General features: G+C 39.6%; 18 protein-coding genes. 10 read left to right on the forward strand and 8 right to left on the reverse strand.

Translation table 11 applies throughout. The features are described 5' to 3' along the window. Nucleotides 1-182: 182 nt before the first annotated feature. Entirely contained in the window at nucleotides 183-1784 is a 1602-nt protein-coding gene (locus AAEY97_RS06005; RefSeq protein ID WP_101087233.1) for an ABC-F family ATPase, read from the reverse strand. Nucleotides 1785-2087: 303 nt separating this feature from the next. On the opposite strand from AAEY97_RS06005, the gene AAEY97_RS06010 reads away from it, so the two are divergent. The 4 genes from AAEY97_RS06010 (at nucleotide 2088) to AAEY97_RS06025 (ending at nucleotide 9015) form a co-directional block, all read left to right on the forward strand. Next, the gene (locus tag AAEY97_RS06010) at nucleotides 2088-3230 is read left to right on the forward strand and encodes a PcfJ domain-containing protein (protein ID WP_350997281.1); all 1143 of its coding nucleotides are present in this window, start codon (nucleotides 2088-2090) and stop codon (nucleotides 3228-3230) included. A gap of 255 nt (nucleotides 3231-3485) precedes the next feature. Then, complete coding sequence (locus AAEY97_RS06015; protein ID WP_182743456.1) at nucleotides 3486-4262, forward strand: hypothetical protein; 777 nt, start codon at nucleotides 3486-3488, stop codon at nucleotides 4260-4262. A gap of 556 nt (nucleotides 4263-4818) precedes the next feature. Then, entirely contained in the window at nucleotides 4819-7533 is a 2715-nt protein-coding gene (locus AAEY97_RS06020; protein ID WP_350997285.1) for an EAL domain-containing protein, read from the forward strand. 579 nt (nucleotides 7534-8112) lie between these two features. Continuing rightward, entirely contained in the window at nucleotides 8113-9015 is a 903-nt protein-coding gene (locus AAEY97_RS06025; RefSeq protein ID WP_350997288.1) for a homocysteine S-methyltransferase family protein, read from the forward strand. A 509-nt stretch (nucleotides 9016-9524) separates the two neighbouring features. Here the strand turns inward: AAEY97_RS06025 and eat are convergent. From eat to AAEY97_RS06040, 3 genes are read right to left on the reverse strand one after another with little or no spacing between them, the layout of a single operon-like run. Continuing rightward, nucleotides 9525-10928, reverse strand: a complete 1404-nt coding sequence (eat, locus tag AAEY97_RS06030; protein WP_101087155.1) for an ethanolamine permease — start codon at nucleotides 10926-10928, stop codon at nucleotides 9525-9527. A 49-nt stretch (nucleotides 10929-10977) separates the two neighbouring features. Further along, nucleotides 10978-11871 carry an ethanolamine ammonia-lyase subunit EutC gene (gene eutC / locus AAEY97_RS06035; RefSeq protein ID WP_350997291.1) on the reverse strand — a complete coding sequence of 298 codons (894 nt, stop codon included), beginning with the start codon at nucleotides 11869-11871 and terminating at the stop codon, nucleotides 10978-10980. Continuing rightward, the gene (locus AAEY97_RS06040; RefSeq protein ID WP_101087157.1) at nucleotides 11871-13274 is read right to left on the reverse strand and encodes an ethanolamine ammonia-lyase subunit EutB; all 1404 of its coding nucleotides are present in this window, start codon (nucleotides 13272-13274) and stop codon (nucleotides 11871-11873) included. The genes eutC and AAEY97_RS06040 overlap by 1 nt, the downstream gene beginning before the upstream one ends. Nucleotides 13275-13489: 215 nt before the next feature. Here AAEY97_RS06040 and AAEY97_RS06045 point away from each other — a divergent pair, with 215 nt between their 5' ends. After that, entirely contained in the window at nucleotides 13490-14449 is a 960-nt protein-coding gene (locus tag AAEY97_RS06045) for a helix-turn-helix domain-containing protein (RefSeq protein WP_101087158.1), read from the forward strand. 192 nt (nucleotides 14450-14641) lie between these two features. Continuing rightward, nucleotides 14642-15532, forward strand: a complete 891-nt coding sequence (locus AAEY97_RS06050; protein WP_350997296.1) for a dienelactone hydrolase family protein — start codon at nucleotides 14642-14644, stop codon at nucleotides 15530-15532. Between the two features lie 22 nt (nucleotides 15533-15554). Here the strand turns inward: AAEY97_RS06050 and AAEY97_RS06055 are convergent, their stop codons facing one another. Together AAEY97_RS06055 and AAEY97_RS06060 are read right to left on the reverse strand one after the other, a co-directional pair. Next, nucleotides 15555-16463: a sensor histidine kinase gene (locus AAEY97_RS06055; protein ID WP_350997299.1), complete on the reverse strand. Its 909-nt coding sequence runs from the start codon at nucleotides 16461-16463 to the stop codon at nucleotides 15555-15557. Then, entirely contained in the window at nucleotides 16456-17001 is a 546-nt protein-coding gene (locus AAEY97_RS06060; RefSeq protein ID WP_182743450.1) for a heme NO-binding domain-containing protein, read from the reverse strand. Before AAEY97_RS06060 ends, AAEY97_RS06055 begins: the two co-directional genes overlap by 8 nt. Nucleotides 17002-17186: 185 nt before the next feature. Between AAEY97_RS06060 and AAEY97_RS06065 the strand changes: the two genes are divergently transcribed. Genes AAEY97_RS06065 through AAEY97_RS06075 form a run of 3 tightly spaced genes read left to right on the forward strand, consistent with a single transcriptional unit; the run spans nucleotide 17187 to nucleotide 19434 of the window. Further along, nucleotides 17187-17552: a response regulator gene (locus AAEY97_RS06065; protein ID WP_162023171.1), complete on the forward strand. Its 366-nt coding sequence runs from the start codon at nucleotides 17187-17189 to the stop codon at nucleotides 17550-17552. Beyond that, nucleotides 17549-18127, forward strand: coding sequence for a chemotaxis protein CheC (locus AAEY97_RS06070; RefSeq protein WP_101087163.1), 579 nt, complete (start codon nucleotides 17549-17551; stop codon nucleotides 18125-18127). Before AAEY97_RS06065 ends, AAEY97_RS06070 begins: the two co-directional genes overlap by 4 nt. Before the next feature lie 14 nt (nucleotides 18128-18141). After that, on the forward strand, nucleotides 18142-19434 hold the full coding sequence (locus tag AAEY97_RS06075) for a sensor histidine kinase (protein ID WP_259395379.1): 1293 nt from the start codon (nucleotides 18142-18144) through the stop codon (nucleotides 19432-19434). On the opposite strand, the gene AAEY97_RS06080 is transcribed toward AAEY97_RS06075, so the two are convergent. Both AAEY97_RS06080 and nosR read right to left on the reverse strand, forming a co-directional pair. Beyond that, nucleotides 19423-22527 (reverse strand): ATP-binding protein, encoded by a 3105-nt coding sequence (locus AAEY97_RS06080; RefSeq protein WP_350997303.1) that lies wholly within the window; start codon nucleotides 22525-22527, stop codon nucleotides 19423-19425. The two genes, AAEY97_RS06075 and AAEY97_RS06080, sit on opposite strands and share 12 nt — an antisense overlap. 90 nt (nucleotides 22528-22617) lie before the next feature. Further along, complete coding sequence (gene nosR / locus AAEY97_RS06085) at nucleotides 22618-23952, reverse strand: response regulator c-di-GMP phosphodiesterase, NosR family (protein WP_350997306.1); 1335 nt, start codon at nucleotides 23950-23952, stop codon at nucleotides 22618-22620. A 99-nt stretch (nucleotides 23953-24051) separates the two neighbouring features. Here nosR and AAEY97_RS06090 point away from each other — a divergent pair, with 99 nt between their 5' ends. Further along, nucleotides 24052-24654 carry a response regulator gene (locus AAEY97_RS06090; protein ID WP_182743447.1) on the forward strand — a complete coding sequence of 201 codons (603 nt, stop codon included), beginning with the start codon at nucleotides 24052-24054 and terminating at the stop codon, nucleotides 24652-24654. Nucleotides 24655-24656 lie beyond the last annotated feature (2 nt).

The raw sequence follows: 24656 nt of genomic DNA on the forward strand, positions 1-24656 counted from the left end.
TCGGGATAACAAACGTCGCTCAAACAGCCCTTTGTATTGCTTTGCTAACTGCTTAGCTTTCATCTCTATGATGAATTAAACAAAAAAGGTCTTCGTCATTGCAACATTATGCAACATGAAGACCTTACTTTAACGATGTTATCCGTTAATGGACATTGAGTAATACATGCCCAAAAAAGATGTTAGCCTCTGGCTTCTGCTTCAGCTTGGCTTGCAAGGTATTCATCAAATGTACCTTGGAAGTTTATCAATCTTTTGCCTTTTACATCAATAATGCGTGTTGCCAAAGATGACACAAACTCACGGTCATGGCTGACAAATATCAATGTGCCTTCAAATAATTTCAAGGCTTGGTTTAGCGCTTCAATCGCTTCCATGTCCATGTGGTTGGTTGGCTCGTCCATTACCAGTACGTTAATATCCATCATCATTAACTTACCGAATAACAAGCGATTTTTCTCACCACCTGAACAGTTGCGGACTTTTTTGTTGGCGTCGTCATCAGAAAATAATAGACGACCTAACATGCCGCGAACCATTAAATCATTGTGCTTTGGTGTGCGCCATAATGACATCCAATCAAATAAAGTCATGTCATTATCAAAATCAGCGGTGCTGTCTTGCGGGCAGTAACCAATTGCAGCATTTTCAGACCATTTAATACGGCCATGATTGTGTTGTAATTGATTCACTAAGCAGCGTAATAGGGTAGTTTTACCCACACCGTTTTCGCCAATAATCGCCAGTTTAGAACCCGCTTCAAGAATAAGATCGCCGTGTTCGAATAACACTTCGTCGAATCCGTGAGACAATTCTTCAAGCACGAGTGCTTGGCGATGCAGCTTTTTGCTTTCTGCAAAACGAATTGATGGGGTAATACGGCTAGATGACTTAACATCATCTAACTTAATTTTGTCCATCTTTTTAGCGCGTGAGCTAGCTTGTTTTGCTTTAGATGCGTTAGCACCAAAACGGTTAACGAAGTCTTGCAGCTCGTCAATTTCAGCACTTTTCTTGGCATTGCCCGCTAACAGTTGCTCGCGAATTAAGCCTGATTGAGCTAAGAAATATTCGTAATTACCTGGGTAAACACGTAATTCGCCGTAATCGATATCAGCCATGTGGGTACAAACAGAGTTTAAGAAGTGTCTGTCGTGCGAAATGATGATCATGGTGCATTTACGTTTGTTTAGCTCTGTGGCCAACCAACTAATGGTATGAATATCCAAGTTGTTGGTAGGTTCGTCGAGTAACAAAATGTCTGGGTTAGCGAATAAAGCTTGTGCTAATAGCACGCGCAGTTTCCAACCTGGAGCAACCTGTTGCATTAAACCAAAGTGAAATGATTCTTCAATACCGGCTTCTAGCAGAATTTCACCCGCACGACTTTCAGCTGTGTAGCCGTCCATTTCAGCGAACTGACTTTCTAGGTCGCCTACTCGCATGCCGTCTTCGTCGGTCATTTCTGCTTTGGCGTAAATGCTGTCGCGTTCTTGTTTGACTTTCCACAGTCCGACATCACCCATGATCACTGCGTCGACAACACTATATTGTTCAAACGCGAATTGATCTTGACTAAGCGTACCGACTTTAAAGCCTGGTGTAATCGACACGTTTCCTGATGTTGGAGCCAAAGCACCACTCAAAATTTTCATGAACGTGGATTTACCACAGCCATTTGCGCCGATTAAACCGTAACGGTTACCGTGACCAAATTGAGCCGAGATGTTTTCAAATAATGGCTCAGGGCCAAACTGCATGGTGATATTAGCGGTAGAAATCAAAGCAATGTTCCAACTGTGTACTACTGAATATTTATCAACAATAGGCAAGACAACAGCCACGTGTGAATAAGACAGACATGAGTATATGTAAGTAAATAGGCCGCGGATTATACAGGTTAGTGCTAAGTTGTCGATTTATAATCTGCTTATATAGCAGACAATGGCGTTAACGCTGGGCTAGGAAAGCATTGAACTGAGTAAATTGGCTGATATCTGCGCGGTTGAATCGTTTGCAATAGAAACTGATGCCATATTAGTTTCAATATCAGCTACATTATTGATTTGGTTGTTTTAGGAGTCGACATGACCGCTGCATTAACCATCCCTATCCGTGATTTGGGTTTTGATTATGATGTTGAATTACATGGCTGGCATAATGGCTTAGCTGGTTTTAGAACGTTTAATCATCAATCTAATGAGCAACTTGAAGGCGGGTTAGGGCTAGGACTTGATTTAGTGACTCAAACCGATGTAGGTCAAGCCTGGTTGACGTCTATTCCGGCACATTTATTGAAGATAACCGCGCCCTTTGCTGAGCATCAATACCAAATGCTGTGGTTGGCTGCTAATTGTGAACCCGCATTACAAATATTACTCAGCAGACCGGTGCTGTTATTGCTTATTTGCGAGCAATGCAGTGTCGATAACCAACAAGCGTTGGCATTTTGCTTACTTGGACAGCGCCAAATTCTATCGGCATTAGGCTATCACAGCAGTAAAGCAGCGCTTAAGTTTATTGATAAGTTAACCTTAACCTATCAACGAGAAGCCGATTTACTGCATGTTAAACGTCAGTTAGATGTCCGTTTTTGTCACTTTAGTCGGTTTAAACATTATCAACAGATTAACTTAAATGCTTTGAGTGTTGATCACATGTACCCATTTTTTACTGGCACTCCGCTCGGGCTCGATTTGGCGTTTAATCAGCAACAAGGTCGCAGCCAATTAATGGCGTACCTTAATGACACGTTACACATGGGAATAACATTAGGGATTTTCGATCCGCTGCAACGGGTTAGTCAATTGTCGTCGATTAGTGATTTACGCCAGTTACATGATCGCTGGGTGGTTGAACGCAATGAAATGGAGCTTGTTAAAACTCGTCCGCAAAATGCTGATTTCGCCTATCCTCAATTGCTTACAGCCAATGGCCAAATTAAGCCTATTAGCCGTTATGATGAGCTCGTCGCAGAAGGTCGCGAACAAGGTCACTGTATTGCTATTTATCATCAAAGTATTGCCAACGGACATTATTGTGCGTTTAAAATGGCTAAGCCTGAGCGAATGACTATTGGCATCAAAATCACTAAAACCGAGCCGCTGATGTGCGAAATCGACCAGATTAGAGGCGCATCTAATTCAATGCCATCGGAGCAAACACGCGAGATTGTTTATCAGTGGTTTGAGCAAACTAAAGCACAATTAAAGCAACGCAAAGCTGGATAACGTGAGCGTTACTTTATGCTAGCTTTGATACTGCGGTTGTTTGTGCGGTGTCATCAGCTGAAACGCCACTAACATTAACGCAACTAACGCTAACGCCACTATCTTTAACGCGACTAGCATTAACGCCACTAACATCGATACAGCTGTGAATAATGTGTGGCGTTAATACTAACCGAAGATGTATTTATAATAATCACTTACTCGCGACTAAAACTTCGCTTGTTAAAGAACTCACTATCGCAATAGGAAACCGTAATGGTTCAACAAACGAATATAAACGACATTGCCAAACATCTCTTTTCACAGAGGCATTGTGTTAAGCCACTGTCGAATTTACTACCTGAACAGCATATAAACAGTATTGAAACGGCACTTGAAATCCAAGTTGCGATGATTGCTTTGAATCAGCATAATGTTACTGGCTGGAAATGTTTAACGCCGCGTGACAATGGCGATTTGATTGTTGCACCTATTTTGGCGGATGCCATTGTTAATCAACATGATTGCGCCATTTTATCATCGGCGCAGCTAGCCCTGATTGAGCCTGAAATCGCTTTTGTTGTTGGTCAAACTTTTGAGGCTCATCGTCATTACTCTGAAGCCGAAATTAATCAGCAAATTAGCGCTACTCATATGGCATTGGAGTTAATTCAACAACGATTTAGCCGAGATTATCCAGCCACATTTGTTGAAAAATTGGCTGACGGACTCAGTAACCAGGGGTTGTATTTAGGCCCTGAAATTGACAAAGCTAAGGCATTAATGGCTAGCAAAATTCAAATATTGGTCACTCAACAACACACTACCAATACCTATGACGGATGTCATCCGTGCCATTTACCTGCATCACCTTTGTACTGGTTAGTGAACTTTTTAACCGCTCGCGGCGTTGAGATTACTGCCGGGCAGGCCATTATTACTGGTTCATATTGCGGTGTGCTTAAAGTCGACATGGATAAACCACTGCAGATTGAATATCAAGGATTAGGCAAGATGTCGTTGTCGTTTAGTGAGTTAAGCTTGAGTCAATAATCGACTGTGCTGTTATTACTTAGCGATAACGGGTAAACCTCAAGGCAAAACACTAATAGCAGTCCTAAACGACGACTGCATGGATGCAGGAGCTAGAGTAACGCAGGAGCAGTTACCGACGACTGCATGGATGCAGGAGATAGAGTAACGCAGGAGCAGTTACCGACGACGCAGTTTGTCTATCGCAAGTATCACACCGATAACAGTACAACGAATGGTTGGCTGACCGTTTACACTCCCTAGCGGGGCTTACAAAGCCTGCTTTAGTACCTGATCGCAAACATGCAGTTTACTAAAGATTATTGAATAAAATACTCATTAAAGTTTGTATATTGATAATCTTTTTTGTATAAATAGATTCATTAAACTGATTAGAAATGTTGATTAAAAACTCGCGTTATTTATAGCTAAGTGACTGAAAAGATTTACTTAATGCTTAAGTCTGCTCGTTATTATTTTAAATATGGTACGATCCTCTAAGCAGTTCATTAATTCATTACATTTTACCGGTGTTAGTTTTAGCATTGGCTATATAAGCACCAGGAATAAAATAATAATGCCAAATAAACCCTATGCGTATGCAAACGTCTTTTTTTGTATATTGTTATTGCTGTCATTCGCTAACTTTACACGTGCTGATGTTGTCGAGATGACCGCTGTTAGGCCAATAACCCTTAATGAACATGAGCAACAATGGCTGAGCGAACATCAACCAATCCGTGTGGGTGTGGATGGTTATTTCCCTCCTTATACTTATATCAATGAAAACGATCAAATTGTTGGAATGGCAGTTGATACTTTGTTGTTGATTGGGCAAAAGTTAGGCATAGAGTTTGTCATAAATGATGAACATCGCTGGCCGGATGTCATCAAAAATCTGCAGCAAAAAGAGATTGATATGGTGTTAACCATGGTCAACACTCCTGAGCGCGAAAACCAATTTTTGTTCACTAGTCCAATTGTTTATAAATCGCTGGTGATTATTGGTAAAAAAAATAACCATCAAATTCATAACCGCAGTGATATTGCTAATAAAACCATTGCGATAGTGAAGGATTATCAATATTCCGATAAACTTATTAAAGAGTTTCCCAGCGTAACGCCATTTGTGGTTGATAACATGCGTGAAGCAATGGAAGCTGTGCAGGCTAATCAAGCCGATGCTGCAATCACCTTTTTTGCTGCAGCAAATTATTACCAGTTAAAGTACTCATTTTCTGATTTGAAATTCTTCGCTTTTTACGAAAAAAACAATGCTAATGAATCCATTGCAGTCAGACAAGACTTTCCTATTTTAGCCAGTATTATGCAGAAAGGGTTGAGCTCGTTGAGCTCTGCTGAAAAAATTGCCATTAATGAAGCTTGGGGGGCAAACATTACGCTGCCGAAAGATTACCAAGATTTGATTGAGTTTGCGGCGGTGGCAGGTGTATTAATTTTGTTGCTTAGTGTGTGGATTTTGCAAGCTAGACGGAATAATCAAGCCTTAATCATTGCGAATATTAATACTGCAAATGCCAATATGGCATTAAACGAATTAAAAAATAATCTTGAACAAAACGTCTTGGAACGGACGCTTCAGCTTACCATTAGCGAAAATAGATACCGTGGTTTGGTTGAGTCGTTAGAAGATGAATACATTTTTTATCAGCACGATACCGATGGTTTTATACAATATGTCAGCCCTTCTGTGACTCATATTTTAGGGCTCACTATTACTGGATTTGGCGAATATTATTATAAATTGTTAACTGACAATCCGAAAAACCAACTGATCTCAGGATATATCCAGCGCATTATTAATGGAGAGAAATTAGCGCCATTTGAGATAGAAATATTTGATGCGAATGGCGTTATTCATACCTTTGAGGTGCTTGAACGACCTATGTATGATGAAGGTAAATGCATTGGTTGCGAAGGTATTGCCCACGATGTGACATCGCGTAAACAGCAACAAGATATGTTGTATCAGCTGTCGCACTATGACGACTTAACGGGCTTAATTAACCGTTACTTTTTTAAGATTTTACTCGACGAAAATATTCAAACATGTCTGCAAAATCAACAGCCACTGGCATTACTATTTTTAGATCTTACTCGTTTTAAAATTATTAATGATAACTTTGGACATAGTGCTGGCGACTATATTTTACAGCAGGCGGCTACACGCATTAGTACTACGCTAAATGGAACCTTCACAGTATCACGTTTTGGCGGTGATAAATTTTGTATTGCATTACCCAATAAAGCCGCCGATGAAGCGAATGCCATTGCGACAGAATTAGTTGAAGTGTTTCAACAACATTTTGAGTTTTTAGAACAAACCATTATTTTAGGTTGCCGTGTGGGTATTAGTCTTTTTCCTGAAGATGGCCAAGATGCTGAAGCGATATTAAGCCAAGCTGATTCAGCCTTGTATGAAGCGAAAAAAAGACCGTTTGGGGTGGCATTTTGTAACAAACAACAAGCGATACATAATAAACGCCGTCTCATTATTGAGCAGGGGTTACGTAAAGCGTTAGCTGAACCTGTTATTGAACATTATCAATTGTTTGCGGTATATCAGCCTTTAATCCTTTTACCAAGCCAAGGCCTAGGTGGATTTGAAGCGTTGATGCGTTGGGACCATCCAGACTTTGGGCTTATCTCTCCGGCGGAATTTATCCCTATTGCCGAAAATACTGGTTTAATCTTTGAATTAAGTCGTTGGATGCTCAAAACGGTATGCCAACAGTTAGTGAAATGGCATGAGCAAGGTTTTGACTTTAAGAGGGTCTCAGTTAACTTGTCAGCACTAGAACTGATAAATATAAATATAGCTGACGATTTACTGGCTGTTATTACAGATACTGGCGCCGAACCTAAGTGGCTTAAGTTTGAAATCACTGAAACCGCATTGATGGCCATTCCTGAGCAATCAATCGAGATTTTACAGAAACTGATCGAAGCTGATATTCATGTCGCTATCGACGACTTTGGTACCGGCTATTCGTCACTTGCTTATCTTAAATCACTACCTGCCAACATGTTAAAAATTGATCAGTCATTTATCTCCAATCTGATTCATTCAGCCGAAGATCAAGCCGTGGTAAAAGCGGTGATAAGCATGGCTCACTCATTAGGTAAATGCGTCACGGCTGAGGGGGTAGAATTACAAGAACAATTAGATTTTTTGATTGAATATCAATGCGATGTGGCGCAAGGGTATTATTTTTCAAAACCGATGAACGTTGATGATGTTTATCATAAATACGCTTTAACAATCGAATAGAGCGCTACTAGTCAGCATTAATATGTATCTCGCTCAGTCGTGCTAATCGACATTAGACTATTGAGCTTTACTAATTTAAACATCGACAAAATGTCCAAATAAAGACTCATCTTACTGCTAACAATTTCATCATGACATTTCCAACAACCTATGTGAGTAATGCTATCTGGTTGTACTTCACACTTTATTTGATAGTTTTTATACCGATTTAAATTATCCAATTCTATTCAAGCATCATTCATCTAAGCTGCTGCGGTCATTGATTTGTTATCCTGAGCTCAGGTTAATCAATATTGGACACGATTTAATGGTGTTGTTTAGGTAAGCTAAGCCGTATTTAATATCGATTTAATACCTCGTTTAGGCTTTTAGAATGAGTCGATATCAATAACAAAGTTATTTAATAGTTTCGGTATGGTTGATTGCAGTATCCCATTTATACCTTTACACTTTAGCCATCTGGACGTCTGATTTTTTGGTGGATTTATTCGTGTACTCGACTGTGCCATTGAGATCTATTTCAGCATCACTCGGGATAAAGATTTGTAGAGACATCTTAATATTATGGAGTCATTAACAATGGATAAGCAGGAATTATGGGTGCTTGATGGCGGTATGGGACGCGAATTGGCAAGCCGAGGTGCTCCATTTCGTCAACCTGAATGGTCCGCTCTGGCTTTAATAGAAGCACCACAAACAGTGGCTCAAGTGCACCGTGCTTATGTCGATAGTGGCGCTCGAGTTATTACAACCAATAGTTATGCCTTGGTGCCGTTTCATATTGGATCCGAGCGTTTTGCAGCAGAAGGGGAAACATTGGCCGCGCTTGCGAGTAAGTTGGCACGCGATGTGGCCGACGAGCAGGGGAGTTCTGTGTTAGTTGCGGGCTCATTGCCGCCATTGTTTGGCTCATATCGGGCCGATTTGTTCGATGCTGATAAAGTCAGTGAGCTCGCTACTCCGCTGATACGAGCAATGTCACCCAATGTGGATCTGTGGCTGGTCGAAACAGTGAGCCTTATCGCTGAACCGCTTGCGATTAAAAGGTTACTGCCAAATGACGGTAAACCGTTTTGGGTCGCTTTTACGCTTGAGGATGAAATAGTCACAAATGAACCTAGATTACGATCTGGTGAATCCGTGGTGTATGCCATAGAGAGACTGATAGAAGTAGGTGTAGATGCCATTTTGTTTAATTGTTGTCAGCCTGAAGTCATTGAGGCTGCACTAAAGGTAGCCTCTGACTGTCTGGTTAAGCTTGGCCGAAATGACATCCGATTGGGGGCTTATGCGAATGCTTTTCCTCCGCAAGCAAAAGATGCTACGGCCAATGATGGTTTAGATGAGATCCGTAACGATCTTGGGCCACTTGATTATCTAACATGGGCAGAACGCTGGCGTGCCGTGGGGGCATCACTCATTGGCGGTTGTTGTGGGATTGGTCCAGAACATATTGAAGCACTGACCCATCGTCTGCGCTAAGCGTTTGGACGAAAGATAGCAATAATCGGTTTCTGAGCAAGCAAGGAAATGAGTTCATGACAATAGTGGCATTAATGATTAATGATTAATGGCTAATGACCAGTGGACTGTGATTACTGATCATGGCTACTTTATGCTGCTGGAGGCGAGTAGTTGTTGGTATTTTTGCTACTTTATGGAACAGGTTTATATTGTTTATCTACAGTAGGCGATAGCTTGGGAAGGACGTACGCCTCAGCTGTGCAGTGAGATTTCTTGCTGGCGATACTCTTCTGAGTTTGATTCCAGCGTTGTGGCCGTTCAGTTAACCATAGTGCTAATCTTACAAAATGCTTGTAAATGCACCCTGCATTAATGTGTCTGAACTGACAGCATGGCTAGTGCAAAATTTAACTCGAGATCGTTAGAGTTGAGCATTAAATTAATTAATTATATTGGTTAGATGAGGAATACGTTTTTGATATTATGCGATCTGTTATCACAACCAGATCGCATTAAGCGTTGTTTGATTAGTTTTCCATGACTAGTTCTGATTCAGCCGCAGCCAACATCGCAAACTCTTCATCAGCATTTTTTGCTACCAACCTAGTTGAGCTGTAGCCAAAGTAGTATGCAGCGCCAATGACAAATAAACCTATTGTGAATAAGAATGCCCGTGGGTCAAACGCATACACTCCGGTTAATGCTATTAAAGACAGGACTAATGCAATACCTGATGTTACGACACCACCCGGTGTTTTGTATGGACGGACTAATTCAGGCTGTTTTATGCGTAATAATATATGGCTTAATGCCATTAATGCATAAGATACTGTTGCGCCCACAACGGCCATAGCAAGCAATAAATCACCTTCGCCGCTGAGTGATGCAATAAAACCGAATATTGCCGGGACTATTAATGCGCGGGCAGGGACTTTGCGCGAGGTTGTAATTGACAGTGAACGCGGAATATAGCCTGCACGTGACAACGCAAATACCAAACGGCTATAACCATAAATAATTGAGAAAAATGAGGCTACTAGACCTGCTAAACCTAAAATATTTACCATAGTCGCTAAGGTATGATTACCGGTCACATTTAATGCATCAACGAGTGGTACAGCACTTGCTCCCATAGCCGCAGCACCGCCAGCGCCAGGGACTAATACTACAACCAGCAGCGCAGTAAACAATAAAAATATCATTGCACCAATAATACCTTTAGGCACATCTTTGGCCGGATCTTTGGCTTCTTCTGCTGCTAATGGAACACCTTCTACAGCTAAAAATAACCACATGGCAAAGGGCAGAGCAGCCCAAACACCGTACCATCCTAATGGTAAAAACTCACTAGCACCTGCTGCATCAGTAACAGCAACATCATAAAGTCGGGTAGCATCAAAGTTGCCAATCAACACCACTGCAGTGGCAATAATGGCTACAACAGCTAAACCACTGATCACCATCATGACTTTTAGTGCTTCTCCAACACCCGCGAGATGAATACCGACAAAGACGATATAAAACAGTGCATACACCCAAGGGCCGTTAAATCCCAGTAACTCCTGTACCGCAGAGCCAATAAAAATAACAATAGCAGCAGGGGCTAGAGCATACTCGATTAACACCGCCAGTCCGGTTAAATATCCTCCAGCCGGTCCCATTGCTTGGCGAGCAAAGCTATAGCCGCCACCTGCAGCGGGTATTGCTGCTGACATTTCCGCTAAGGACAAGACTAACGCTAAATACATGATTGCCATCAGTACAGCTGCAATGGCAAATCCTCCCCAGCCAGCTTCGGCTATGCCGAAGTTCCAACCTGCGAAATCACCAGAAATAACGTACGACACGCCTAATCCTGCCAATAAAACCCATCCAGCGGTACCGCTTTTAAGTTGCCTTTTGGCAAGATACTCTTTGTTGTTTTCAGACATGATTGTTTCTCCGGTGGTATTTACATTTTTATGTAGAATTTATTTAGGGTTATTCAGCAATTAAAAAGTTTTGAGTTTGTTGTTGGTGTTCAATCACATCGTCTTGAGTGCGATCTTTTAAATTCACTCCTGTTAGTTTGAGTTTTTTAGCTTGTGTTAATAGGTAAACAGCCCGTTTGGCTGCTTCGGTATAAGGCAAGCCAGCAGGGCGAATGTTTGAAATACAATTTCTGCAGGCATCATTAAGCCCCGTTTTAGGCGCCCAAGTGAGATATAAGCCAAGACTGTCTGGTGAGCTGAGTCCCGGGCGTTCGCCGATAAGCACCATCACCACTTGGGCATTTAACAGCTGGCCAATATCATCACCTATGGCAACTCGACCTTGTTCTACTATGGTGATGGGGGCGATATTCCATCCAGAATGTTGCAGATGCAGTTGACTTAATAATTCGTTGATAAATGGCTTGGCGTTGTTTTGTACCGCTAATGATGACAAACCATCGACCACTACTATGGCAAGGTCGTATTGAGTGTCGGCAGCTTGACCTTGACTGTTCATGTGATGTAGTAAGGTTTTGCGGCCGCTTTCAGCAAGTTTTCTGCCAAGGTCAGGTCTTTGTAAATAGGTGATACGATCATCAACCTGACTGTTAACTGTCATAGGATAAGTCACATTATCCAGTAATAAGATATTGCTTAGATCAATTGCCAGAGCATCGATATTTAGCGGTAAATTCACCGCGTCGCGAGCTTGCGCGTGTGATAATTGGAACGCTAATAACTCTGATGTGGGCAAGCTAATTCCGGCTCTACCAAGGCCAATTCGTGCATCAGTAAAACGGCGAAGGTCGCGCCATGGATTGGAGACTACATTGCCATGTTGATGATGTGATTGAATTGAATCGACAAGGTTGTTCTGTTTATCTACACAATTGGAGTCCATTAATAGTCTCCTTGTAGTGCATACAGTGGTTTAGCAAATGCATTGGGTACAGTGTTGGACAACACAAAATCTGCCGAATTTTTCATAATGTTCATTTTGCTTAACCAGTGTTCAAATTCTGGCGCTGGGCGAGAGCCCAATACACGACGAACATATAAAGCATCATGAAAAGAAGTGGTTTGATAATTCAGCATGATGTCGTCTGAACCTGGTATCCCCATCACAAACGAGCAACCGGCAACCCCCAATAAGGTGAGAAGATTATCCATATCGTTTTGATCGGCTTCGGCATGGTTGGTGTAACACACATCACACCCCATAGGTACACCAAGTAGTTTTGCGCAAAAATGATCTTCTAATCCGGCCCGAGTAATTTCTTTACCATCAAATAAATATTCAGGACCAATAAAGCCAACCACTGTATTCACCAGTAGCGGATTAAACTTGCGCGCGACAGCATAGGCTCTAGCTTCGCAGGTTTGTTGATCTAACCCATGGTGAGCATTAGCAGACAACGAGCTGCCTTGGCCGGTTTCAAAATACATTACGTTATTGCCAACGGTGCCACGCTTTAGACTTAATGCTGCATCTTGTGCTTCTGCTAAGGTATTTAAATTAAACCCAAAACTGCTGTTTGTGGCTTCGGTGCCACCAATTGATTGAAACACCAAATCAACCGGTGCGCCGGCTTCTATACATTCAATGGTGTTAGTGACGTGGGTTAAGACGCAGCTCTGTGTTGGAATGTCATATTTTTGGATCACGTCATCCATCAATTTCATTAGTTTTATGGCTTGCGCTACGTTGTCTGTTGCTGGATTAATGCCAATCACAGCATCGCCATTGCCATACAACAAACCGTCAAGTATTGAAGCTGCAATCCCATTGACATCATCGGTAGGGTGGTTAGGTTGCAAGCGGGTCGATAAATGACCGGGCAAGCCAATGGTATTTCTAAATGCGCTAGTGACATGACATTTTTTAGCCACAAGAATAAGATCTTGATTACGCATAATTTTGCTCACAGCCGCTGCCATTTCAGGTGTGATGCCCATTTTTACTGCGGCTAAAACCTGTGGTGTTACGTAGTCGCTAAGTAGCCAGTTACGAAAATCGCCAACCGTTAAATGGCTAATATAAGCAAATGCACGAGTGTCATGTTCGTCTAAAATTAATCGTGTAACTTCGTCTGTTTCATATGGAATAAGCGCTTCGTTAAGGAAGGTTTTTAATGGCACATCTGCAAGTGTCATTTGCGCAACAGCTCGTTCTTTCGCTGATTGAGCCATCACTCCGGCTAAGCGATCACCGGATCGCTGTGGCGTTGCTTTAGCCATTAGGTCTGCAAGATGTCGAAATTGATATGTTTGGCTACCTAAGGTGTAGCGATACGATTGACTCATTAATGACCTCGAGGTTAACGATTGAACTTTGGTACAGGTTTTGCTCCTGTAATCGTTAATCAATTAATTTATAAGTTTACACGAGCTTAAATCGTACCAAGTGGCTATCAAGTTTTGGCAAAGTCATTTTTTGTGATTAATTTCAGCTAGATAAAGTGCTTTTTCTTCAGGGTTAGAGTTTGGGTTAACAGTGTTATATCAAGAGGACGTGACAGATGGAGCACCATATTAATCAGTGCGCACCACAAAAGAGCGTGGTCACAACCAACGATATTGATGAGCAGGCGCATAATTTAACTCAATGGCAGCAAGTTTATGATCAAGTCAGTAACGGCAGTTTTTATGGTTGTATAGAAGGGCTTGACTATCCTGAGGCGCATTTATTTAAAGAATTTACTCAGCGTGCACTAAGACAGCAATGCAATATCGCGCCTGAATCAATCTGGTTAGGCATTCCACGTTTTTCAGACCAAAGTAAAATCAATGGTTTACCAGTTGATACTCATCAGTTTATGTGTCGTAGCAGTGATTGTGATTTTGAGTTAATGACCCCAGAACAGTTTACTATTTATGGTTTGGTTATTAATAAACAGATCTTATTTACTATGGCTGAGATACAAGGTTTGTCACTTAAGAGTTTAACGTCGCAAGGGGCGGAGCGATTAAGTACTAATCCAATGCAACTTAACCAAACCCGTTTTATGATTGAATCACTGATTAACCAAGGTGAATTAGGCTTACATACTGCGTTACAGCAAGATATGTTAAGCACTTTAGCGCTGAATTTATTAACCCAGGAATCATCAAAACAAGTGGTGGCGCCTAGCTATCAACATCGTTTAGCCGTGGTAGAGAAAGTAAAAGAATTCTTGCATGATTATCCTCAACAAGCGGTGACGATAACCCAGCTTTGTGAGCTTACTTTTGTGAGCCGAAGAACCTTGCAGTATAGTTTTGAGAGTATTTTAGGCATTAATCCATTGCGCTTTTTGCGTCTTACACGCTTAAATAATGTGAGGCGTCAGCTGAAACAACCCGACCAAGATACGCCTATTTCGGTGATTGCGGCCAATTGGGGCTTTTGGCATGCTGGCCAATTTACCAAAGATTACACTCAACTCTTTGGAGAAAATCCATCACATACGCTTAAGCGATATCAGCCAGCTCAACCATGACTCATCACAATTGATAGAGTCTTAAATTGTGATAATTAGGCGCACCAAATCAGTTGACCTTAAGCGGCTAATTAAGCGTATAAAATCGGCTGACGATGGTGAATACATTATCTTCAGGTAACATTAACTGTTATCAACTAATATTAATAACCATCAATTAGCGTAATTACATTTGATCAGAAGAGGGAACTTATGCAGCACAAATCCGTCGATAATATTCCGCAACAAGCCTTTGATTGGTATGACTCCTATGCTCATGGTGGCATGGACCGTCGGACATTTATGACTAAATTAGGCTCGTTAGTGGCATTAGGTTATTCAATGAGTGTGCTGACTTCGGCATTATTGCCTAATTATGCGCTAGCAGAGCAAGTGTCATTTAATGATGCCGACATTAAAGCCACTTACACTCAATTTGATTCTCCTTTGGGTTATGGCAAAGGCCAGGGCTATTTAGTCGAGCCCACAAGTAAAACAGGGTTATTGCCCGTTGTATTAGTCGTTCATGAAAATCGTGGTTTAAATCCATATATTGAAGATGTTGCTCGCCGTTTAGCGAAAGCGGGGTTTATTGCTTTTGCTCCTGATGCACTTTTTTCACTAGGCGGTTATCCCGGTAATGATGATGAAGGCCGGGCAATGCAGCAATCATTAGACCGCAGTAAAATTGAACAAGACTTTGTTGCGGCCACCCAGTTTTTAAAATCGCATCAACGCAGTAATGGTAACTTAGGTGCGGTGGGATTTTGTTTTGGCGGCTATATTGTTAATTATCTCGCGGCAGTTGATTCAAATTTGATTCAAGCCGGTGTTCCATTTTATGGCACTCCAGCAGCAAAAGAATTAAGACAAAATATTAAAGCGCCATTATTAATTCAATTAGGCGAGTTAGATGAAAGGGTTAACAATACTTGGCCCGAGTACGAGCAAGATTTAAAAGCATTTAAGGTACCCTATACCATGCACATGTATAAAAAAGCCCATCACGGATTTCATAATGATTCGACCAGCAGATATGATGAAATTAATGCAGAATTAGCATGGCAGCGGACTGTTGATTTTTTTAATAAAAATATTGGCTAAGTACTTATTTATAATTTATTTTCTATATAGGTGCAGATAAATTAAAGCCAATTTTTATGATGGTACCTTTGTCTAATTCAGACTGTACATCAATCGTCGCATTGTGTTGTTTTAATATCTGCAACACAATCGACATTCCTATACCAGTGCCAGTGCCTACAGGCTTGTTAGTATAAAAAGCATCAAACATTCTTTGTTGCACTTCAGGAGACATACCACAACCATTATCGATAATATTGAGTTGAATCATACCGTCATGCTGCGCCAGTTTGATGGTGATAATCGCGCTATTATTTGCTGACTGTTCACAGGCTTGAATGGCATTAACCAAGATATTGACCAGCACTTGGTTAAGCTCTCCTGAATTAAATCGAATTTTAGGTACCTTGCAAAGTTCTTGTTTAACTTGAATATTTTTTAGTTTTGGGCCTAATAACTTGACTGCCATATCAATGGCACCAGACAAATCAATTTCTGTTAATTCTTCGGAGTCTGTTCTGGCAAAGAACAGCAGGTTTTTAACAATATCTTTAATGCGAAAAAAACCTTGATCGTTATCGGTGATAAGCTCTGGTAAGTCTTCTGTAATAAAATGGATAGTATTTTGGTCACTTTGACTTAACTGTTCTTTAGGGATTACCTCAATTAAGTCGTTCACATAACTGTTTAATGTGGTGACATTACTGATCACAAACGCTAATGGGTTATTGATTTCATGAGCTACACCAGCAGCGAGAGTCCCCAATAAGGCTAATTTCTCTTGTTGTATCAGTGACTGCTGCTGATTTTTAATTTGTTTAATCTGCTGTTCTAACAACATATTTTTTTCATACACTTGTCTAGTGTAATCTTCTAACAATTGCTCAACTTCAACTCGGGCTTTCTTTTCTCGATGGTAGGCAATGTAATATGGGTTAGATTTATCAATCATTTTTTAACTCTATATTTAAGATGCACTGTTCAGCACCTTGATGCATGCAGGTGTCATGTTTGATGCTAATATTTTGATGATAATAATCAGCTGCACCAAAGATAAGCCCTTCAGCACAAAAACATAATTTACGCGGAGAATAGTATTTGAGTTCAATATTATGGTCATCGATCATTGTCGACATGATGGTAGGTAATGAGGGCTCATCGTAAAGCTTATTCACTTCTACGTGGATGATATTATGAATGCCCATAACGAGTGACGTAAAGTCTGTGAAACGTTCAACAACGGCAGTATGGTTTGCAGCCAAGCCTGAAAATAAAAATTGGCCAAAGGCTTTTATGACATCTTGTAAAGGAATACCTAAAATCTCGGAGACTTCTGTGGCGATGGCAAATAACTCATTTTCTGGATAGTTGATAGCCGAAACATATACTCTGTCCGCAGGCGCATGTTTTTCCATTAAGTCATTCCATACACCCATACCACATTGTTCAACTATCATGTCTTCAAGTACGTTAAAAATGATACCTTTCATAAAAACCTCAATAGTAATAGATGCTTAATTTGTTAATGGAAAGTTGTGTCTTATTTGTCTTCTGCTGATTATGTCAACTAAAATGAATTAACACCACTGTTTATAAAAAATACTCTATTAAATTTTGACTTTCTGTAAGACTACATCATAATCTAAAGGACAAATGAGACAACCTGGAGATTATAATGCCTATACCTGTAACCATTGCAGATGATTCGATGATGTCAAGAAAAGTAGTTAGGCGTGCACTCCCTGTTGATTGGGATGTTGAAATCACCGAAGCCAAAAATGGCAAAGAGGCAATTGAAGCGGTTGAAGCAGGCAAAGCAGAAGTGCTTTTTTTGGATTTAACTATGCCCGAACTGGACGGATTTGGTGTCCTAAGCTATTTACAGGAACATCATGCTAAAACAGTTGTTATTGTGATTAGCGCGGATATTCAACCCGAAGCTAAAAAATTAGTCGATCGACTTGGGGCATTTCGCTTTTTACATAAACCGCTACAAGCAGAGCAATTATCGCAGGCTTTATCTGACGTGGGGTTAATATGAATGACTATTTAAGTGAAGAACAGCGTGATGCTTTGCAGGAGCTAATGAACATTTCTATGGGGCAAGCAGCCAATTCTCTTGCGAGACTGATTGGCGCTAAGATTACACTTTCTATCCCTCAAATATCGTCAGTTACCCCTACAGAGTTTGTTGAGATGATCAACTTAGACACCATGTGGCATACCAGGCAGTCTTTTCTGGGTACAGTGAAAGGGGAAGTACTTTCCCTGCAATCCAAACAGGGCTGTGAAGCCATTGCTGAATTGATGGATTACGAATTGCCATTGTCTAACATTACCCAAGAAGAGTTATTACTGGAATTATCTAATATTCTTGCAGGGGCCTGCTTAAATGGTTTTGCACAACAATTAACACTGAATACAAAATTAAGTATGCCAACAGTATTTGACCCAACACTTCTTTCTGCGGGTCATTATCGCTGGGGCAACACATTATTAATGGAAGTTGAATTTAAAATAGAATCTAGTCGATTTGATTCTAAAATCATGATTTGTTTAGAAGCTGACTCAATTTCGATTGTTTTAACCAAATTAAATGAGTTATTGGAGTCATGATGGCAACAGAGTCCATGTTACAGAATCTAACCGCAAAACTTCCATTAGGTGTTTGTGTGCTGAATGATCAGTTTGAGATTGAGTATTGGAATGACTTTTTTGCCGATCGCCTCAAGATTAGCAGCGATGATGTTAGAGGGCTCAATTTATTAGAGATGTTTCCAGACCAAGCTACGTATTTAAAGAAAAAAATCAACAGTGTCTTTATATTAAATAATGCCAGTTTTTCTTATTGGGAACATAAGCCGCACGTTTTTGTGTTTGGCAGTAGCCGTCCAATTACGGGTGAAGAAACCTTGATGTATCAAAATATTGAGTTTCTACCATTGGATGTGTCTAATAATACGGTTAAAACAGTGTGTATGATTGTGCAAGATGTGACTGAACTTGCCAGTTATTATCAAGGCCAAAAAGGATTAACTCAACAACTGGCGCAAGAACATTCTGTTTTGCTAGAGTTAAACAATAAACTTGAAGCTGCACAGAATCAATTATTGCAATCTGAGAAAATGGCTGCAATAGGACAATTAGCCGCTGGTGTTGCGCATGAAATTAATAATCCGATTGGCTTCATCTTTTCAAATTTACAAATTTTACAAGATTACTCGAGTAAGCTACTAAAACTGGTTAGTTTTTATGAAAAAGTGATTGATAAAACCAAAAATCAAACTTTTATTAATCTTCAACAAGACATGCAACAACGCATGCAATATCCTTTTTTACGCGACGATATGCCAGATTTAGTCAGTGAATCTATCGAAGGTATTGAACGGGTAACCGATATAGTCAGAAGCTTGAAAGCATTTTCTCATGTTGATAGCAGTGAATGGGAAAACTGTAATGTCATTGATGGCATCGAAAGCACCTTAAAAATTGCCAATAGCCAATTTAAACACAAAATCGAAATTCATCGCGATTATCAAGAGTCTGTACCTCTATTGTTATGCCAGCCAATGCAACTGAATCAGGTATTTCTTAATATATTGGTCAATGCGGCACAAGCGATCGAAAATAAAGGCCACATTTATATCTCAGTGCGCGGCGATGATACTGAGGTCACTATTGAGATAAAAGATACCGGCAGTGGTATTAGTGACAGCGCGATACGTAAAATATTTGAGCCTTTTTATACGACCAAACCCGTAGGTCAGGGCACTGGTTTAGGCCTGTCCTTGTCCTACAGTATCATTCAAAAACATAACGGTAAGATATCGGTTAGTTCGTCTGTGAATGTTGGCACGACTTTTACCATCATTTTACCCTTATTACCACCAGGTGAAATTGATAAAACACATCTAAGCATCTGAATCTGTAATTAATTTATTTAAACTAGAATTGAATTTTTTGCATACGTCATGTAGATTTTCTCCAGCCTTTAAGCCTATTTCGGCTTGTTTTGCTGATTCGCTGACATTATCTAACCCTAAGCAAGCACTGGTTCCTTTAATTTTGTGAAATAAATTCTTAACTTGATCGTGATCTGCACTTGATGCAAGTAAGATGAGTTGGTCGGGCATTGCTCGTAAACTATCTAGATACTCTAGGCGTAAGTTTTTAATTTCATTTAACATGTCTAATTCGTCTTGTGTTTTTACATCGTCGTTATCTGGTTTTGATACGTTGGTTTGATGCTTGTCAAAACATCGAGTGATGGTTTGCAATAATTGCGTTTTATCAATGGGTTTGTTCAATACTGCATTGAAAGGCGAGACGGTATTCGGTGAGTGTTCTTCTTTAAATACGTCCGCACTTAATGAAATAATGGGTTTGGTAAAGTGCCTGTTTCTTAACACTTGGGCAGCCTGGTATCCGTCCATAATGGGCATTTGTTGATCCATGATAATAATATCTGGCTGATCTTTGTCGACGATATCTACAGCCTGCCTACCATTTTCAGCAAATAATATTTTCATTTTTAACGGTTTGACATAAACAGCAATGAGTTGGCGTATATCCTCTACATCATCAACAATAAGCAGTGTGCCGCCTAATACTCGTTGAGTAAATGTTGTCGAGTTAACGTGTTCTAGTGGCTTACTCATGGGTCTTGTATTGGTAGTAGGCAACGTTAGTGTGAAAGTGGATCCTTGACCCAATTTACTTTTCACGGTTAATAATAACCCCATGGCATCAGCGAGTTGTTTACTGATATACAATCCTAGGCCAGTGCCACCATAATCCCGGCTTATACTTACGTCTGCTTGCTTAAATGCTGCAAATAGAGTGAGTTGTTGTTCATCACTCATTCCAATACCTTCATCTATGATTTGAACAGTACAAGTATTATCAGGTGATTTATGTGCTTTTAGTATAATAGTGCCATTGGCTGTAAATTTAACGGCATTACTGAGTAAATTAAGTAAAATTTGTTGTAGCCTAAAGGGATCAACCATGACATATAAGTCAGATATGTCCTCTATTGCGCACTGTATTGATAGCCCTTTAGATTTAGCAATTTGTGATGAACTATCAATTGAATTCACTAGAAAGTCTCTAAGGCCGATAGGCTGTAAATCAAACGTCATTTTACCTTCATCAATTTTAGCGGTATCTAAGATGTCGTTAATAACATTTTGTAGATGTAAGGTATTTTGCCGAATACGATTCAACACTTGTTGGGTTTCACCATTTGTGTGGTTAAGTAACTCTTCTGTGAATCCTTTTATGATAGTGATAGGCGTGCGTATCTCATGGCTCATATTCGCTAAAAAACGAGTCTTGATAGCTGCTAATTGATTTGCTCTGTCGCGCTCTTGTTCTAGTTGTAATGTTCTTTCTTTCACTCTGTCTTCTAATTGATTGTTCAACGCTTTGACTTCAGCCATTGAATTCATCATTGCTTCTCTTGAATTAATAACACGTTCATTAAGGTTATTTATACTTTGAGTCAGTATCTCAAATTCTCGCGCTGAATAGTTAAAATGCAGCGGTTGATTGATTCGTTTATCAGTGCCTAATTGATGTGTGAATTCTGTAATTTTTTCGAGTGTTTCCGTATAGTTATGCACTAAACGACCTGATAATGCAGTGATATATTTCAATACTAATAATGAAGATAGCATTGCGATACTAAGATAAATTAAATAGCGAACAACAAAAGGGGTTGTTTCTTGATAATGTATTGTTGACCAATTTAATTTATCTAATTGGCTTTTTACTAGAATGTAATGAGCATCTGTTGTGAAAACAATTGATTTTGCCGTATTAAAAAACAACTGTTGCAGTAATGAGGGATGATATGGTTCAAATATTGCGTGTTCATTCCAAACATTGCCTAATTCCCCTAAGTGATTGCTTCCCCATATCTTTTTTGACTGTCGATCAAGTATAATCGTGTTTGGACTGATGTTATCAGTAAACGATAATGTTTTGGTGAGAGTGTCTAGAACGACCGAAACTTCGACCACGCCATCAAAAATACCGTTTAGATAAATAGGTGCGCTCACGGCAAAAAGCAGGTCTTCTCCGAGGGCTCTACCTTTAAAACTCTCACTCACAAAGCTGCTATTAATTGTTTTGGGTTGACTGAAATAACTGCGGTCAGTAACAGACACATTGTTAATCGGTAGTTCCGATACACCAGCTTTGTAAAATTGCGTCACGATGCCATTTTTATCGGTCACCAATGTCGATATAAATTCAGGTTCCTGGCCGTTAAGTGTTTGTAGAGTATGTGTATCTATATTTTTATGTCCTAAGCTGGCAACGAGCTCAGTATTACTGATATATCGTTCTATATGCCGCTGTATTTTTGACACAAACACATTTTGCTCATCTTGATAAAATTGTAGTTGCGATGATAAATGCAGTCCGATTGCTGCTTGCAAAATAAATGCAATCAATATTGTGCATGGCACTGCACTGTATAGTCCAATTCGGTGACTCAGTTGAAGACGCAAACTTTGCTGTTTTTGATTTAATGGGGTGATGGTGATGGTATTAAGCATCAATGCGGTTTTGGTACACAGGGCAAAAATACAGCAATGTAACATGGTGGCAATGATCCATAACATCGTTGTACTTTTTAAAGAATCATTACCCAATAGGTAATCAAGGGCAAAGATTGATATGGAATATACACAAAATATAGGCCATAAAGACTGCTTAAGATTGAGCCTAAGCCACATAAGAAACATTAATTGTAAAACGCAATTACCAATAACTAATGGGCTTTCTAGTGGTAAGCAAACAATGATTAACGATAATAACGACCAAGTGAAACCTAATCGAAATAGTATAATTGAAAACGCAATATTACCCACAAGAAACGGCACAACAATGGGAATGTCAATTGCCATGGTATTAGCAATCAAGCCAAGTGATGTGGCGTAGATAAAAAACCACATGCGCCTTGTAGAAAATGCCTTTGAGAAAAACAGTTTTATTAACATGTTTTTCATAATAATTCACCGTTAAAACATATGTGGATAAATAGTAACAATGTAGATGCGATTATCGAGTTATACATTCTTTTGTTCTGCCTGATCAGGTCACTTTTCAACTTTCTCTGCTTTTATCAGTAACGTTTCTTTGTGTCTCTTTTCATAACTCTGTAAGTTATTGATTGTTTTAGTACAAAAGACATGTCCCTTTGGTAGTAATAGCATATGCTTACGATTATAGAGATTTTGACTAAGTCGCATACCAATAGATATTTCTCCTATGTGTATGCCATTTGAGAACTCTTCTTCAGAATAATGAATGTTTTCTTTATTATTTTCATTACTAAATATTAACTTACCCAATGCTTCAACCACTTTTGGGTCGTATAAAATACCTTGTTGAAGCATTATCAGTTTATATACTTGTTCTTTTGTCGGCTCTTGAATATTTTTTTTAGGCAGAAATTCATGCCAAAAATCTCTAGCAACGGATAAAATTCGCGATCCTATGTGAATATTTTTGCCCGCTCTCTGTAATGGCTCTCCGGTACCATTATATTGTTCATATTGACTAGCAATAATTTCACTCATTACAGATAAATGAACGGCAGGTGTTAAAATTTCTTCTGCTAATTGAGGGTGACGCATAAAATGTTTTTGGTCAGCACTAGTCAGTTCATCATATGGCTTATTCAGGCAATAAGAAGGTAACCCTAATTTGCCTAGCTCGGAATATAATCCTGCCTTAGTAATAATTTCGACTCCAGGTGGAGTGATGCCTAATAGGTTAGCGATGTTATTGCAGGTTTCACTGATTTTAAGTGCAAACTGACCGTTTATTTCCGGATTGATACTAATTAAATTATAAAGCACTTCTAATGTAGCTTTCTGTTCATTACCTCGATTATTGGCCAAGGTTTTATATTGTTGTAAACTTTGTTTTAGTTGTTGGGTTCGTTGCTGTACCGTGTCTTCTAGATTGGTATTCAATTGTTTTAGTTGTTTATTTTGAACTGCAATTTTCTTTGTCAGTTCTTTATTTTTTTTAAGTAGGCGATAAGTCTCTAGCCCCTCATTAACTTGTGCAAGTAGTTCAGTATTATCCCAAGGCTTTTGAATATAACGATGAATTTTACCGATATTAATGGCCGTAACAGTAGATTGAATATCCGAGTATCCAGTCATCAAAATACGATAACTGTCAGGCTGCATTACGGCTGCTTGTGCAAGAAACTCTGCACCTGTCATATTTGGCATTCGCATATCAGAAATGATCAGGTTCACTTTGTGTTGTTGCATTATTTCTAGTGCTTGTTTACCACTAGACGCTTGTAATAGTTGAACATTTGATGAAAAAAACACACGTTGTAAAGACTTTAAAATACTGGTCTCATCGTCTACACATAAAATTACAGGTAAATCTGCAGTTTCTAATTGTTTCATATGTTCCTAAATTTCCGATGTCTTCAATGTCTCATTTGTCTCATTGATTAAGTTATGCTATAAATGACAACTAATCAAGTTTTATGATGAGTGATAAATATGAAAACGTTACGACCCAGTGTCATTGCGCAGTATTGTGATGTGCATCATAGGACTGTTAGTCGTTGGATTTCGCAAGGTCGGTTAAAAGGACATAAATTGCCGGGTAGGGGTAATTACCGAGTGCTACTGGACGATTTTATTTTGTTTTTACAACAACAAAAAATGCCAATGCCTGAAGAATTAATGAGTTACTGTGAGGATATAGAGACTAATTCCGACTCAGGTTCTGCATCACCAAAACGTATCTTAATTATTGATGATGAAACTGAAATTAGAAATGCAATACGCCGAGTTTTATCATCAAGCGGTTATTATTTCTCTTTTGCCGCAGATGGATTTCACGCGGGTGTTAAATTACTCAGTGATAAACCTGATTTGATTACACTTGACCTTGCAATGCCTAGTTTAGATGGTTTTGAAGTATTGCAATTTATTCGTCAACAGCCAGAATTAGCGGAATTAAAAATCCTTGTGTTGTCTGGATTATCTGAACATGAATTGCAAAAAGCCTTAGATTTAGGTGCTGATGCGGTATTATCAAAACCGTTTGATAACGACAAGCTGCGATCTTTAGTCAACAGTCTTTTAATTAATGGGTAAAA

Source organism: Shewanella sp. TB7-MNA-CIBAN-0143 (assembly GCF_040310065.1).
Lineage (GTDB): Bacteria > Pseudomonadota > Gammaproteobacteria > Enterobacterales > Shewanellaceae > Shewanella.

What these genes read in the sequence shown, in the direction of transcription:
- AAEY97_RS06010 (WP_350997281.1), top strand. Translation starts at nt 2,088, where the DNA reads ATGACCGCTGCATTAACCATCCCTATCCGTGATTTGGGTTTTGATTAT.
- AAEY97_RS06015 (WP_182743456.1), top strand. Translation starts at nt 3,486, where the DNA reads ATGGTTCAACAAACGAATATAAACGACATTGCCAAACATCTCTTTTCA.
- AAEY97_RS06020 (WP_350997285.1), top strand. Translation starts at nt 4,819, where the DNA reads ATGCCAAATAAACCCTATGCGTATGCAAACGTCTTTTTTTGTATATTG.
- AAEY97_RS06025 (WP_350997288.1), top strand. Translation starts at nt 8,113, where the DNA reads ATGGATAAGCAGGAATTATGGGTGCTTGATGGCGGTATGGGACGCGAA.
- eat (WP_101087155.1), bottom strand. Translation starts at nt 10,928, where the DNA reads ATGTCTGAAAACAACAAAGAGTATCTTGCCAAAAGGCAACTTAAAAGC.
- eutC (WP_350997291.1), bottom strand. Translation starts at nt 11,871, where the DNA reads ATGGACTCCAATTGTGTAGATAAACAGAACAACCTTGTCGATTCAATT.
- AAEY97_RS06040 (WP_101087157.1), bottom strand. Translation starts at nt 13,274, where the DNA reads ATGAGTCAATCGTATCGCTACACCTTAGGTAGCCAAACATATCAATTT.
- AAEY97_RS06045 (WP_101087158.1), top strand. Translation starts at nt 13,490, where the DNA reads ATGGAGCACCATATTAATCAGTGCGCACCACAAAAGAGCGTGGTCACA.
- AAEY97_RS06050 (WP_350997296.1), top strand. Translation starts at nt 14,642, where the DNA reads ATGCAGCACAAATCCGTCGATAATATTCCGCAACAAGCCTTTGATTGG.
- AAEY97_RS06055 (WP_350997299.1), bottom strand. Translation starts at nt 16,463, where the DNA reads ATGATTGATAAATCTAACCCATATTACATTGCCTACCATCGAGAAAAG.
- AAEY97_RS06060 (WP_182743450.1), bottom strand. Translation starts at nt 17,001, where the DNA reads ATGAAAGGTATCATTTTTAACGTACTTGAAGACATGATAGTTGAACAA.
- AAEY97_RS06065 (WP_162023171.1), top strand. Translation starts at nt 17,187, where the DNA reads ATGCCTATACCTGTAACCATTGCAGATGATTCGATGATGTCAAGAAAA.
- AAEY97_RS06070 (WP_101087163.1), top strand. Translation starts at nt 17,549, where the DNA reads ATGAATGACTATTTAAGTGAAGAACAGCGTGATGCTTTGCAGGAGCTA.
- AAEY97_RS06075 (WP_259395379.1), top strand. Translation starts at nt 18,142, where the DNA reads ATGTTACAGAATCTAACCGCAAAACTTCCATTAGGTGTTTGTGTGCTG.
- AAEY97_RS06080 (WP_350997303.1), bottom strand. Translation starts at nt 22,527, where the DNA reads ATGAAAAACATGTTAATAAAACTGTTTTTCTCAAAGGCATTTTCTACA.
- nosR (WP_350997306.1), bottom strand. Translation starts at nt 23,952, where the DNA reads ATGAAACAATTAGAAACTGCAGATTTACCTGTAATTTTATGTGTAGAC.
- AAEY97_RS06090 (WP_182743447.1), top strand. Translation starts at nt 24,052, where the DNA reads ATGAAAACGTTACGACCCAGTGTCATTGCGCAGTATTGTGATGTGCAT.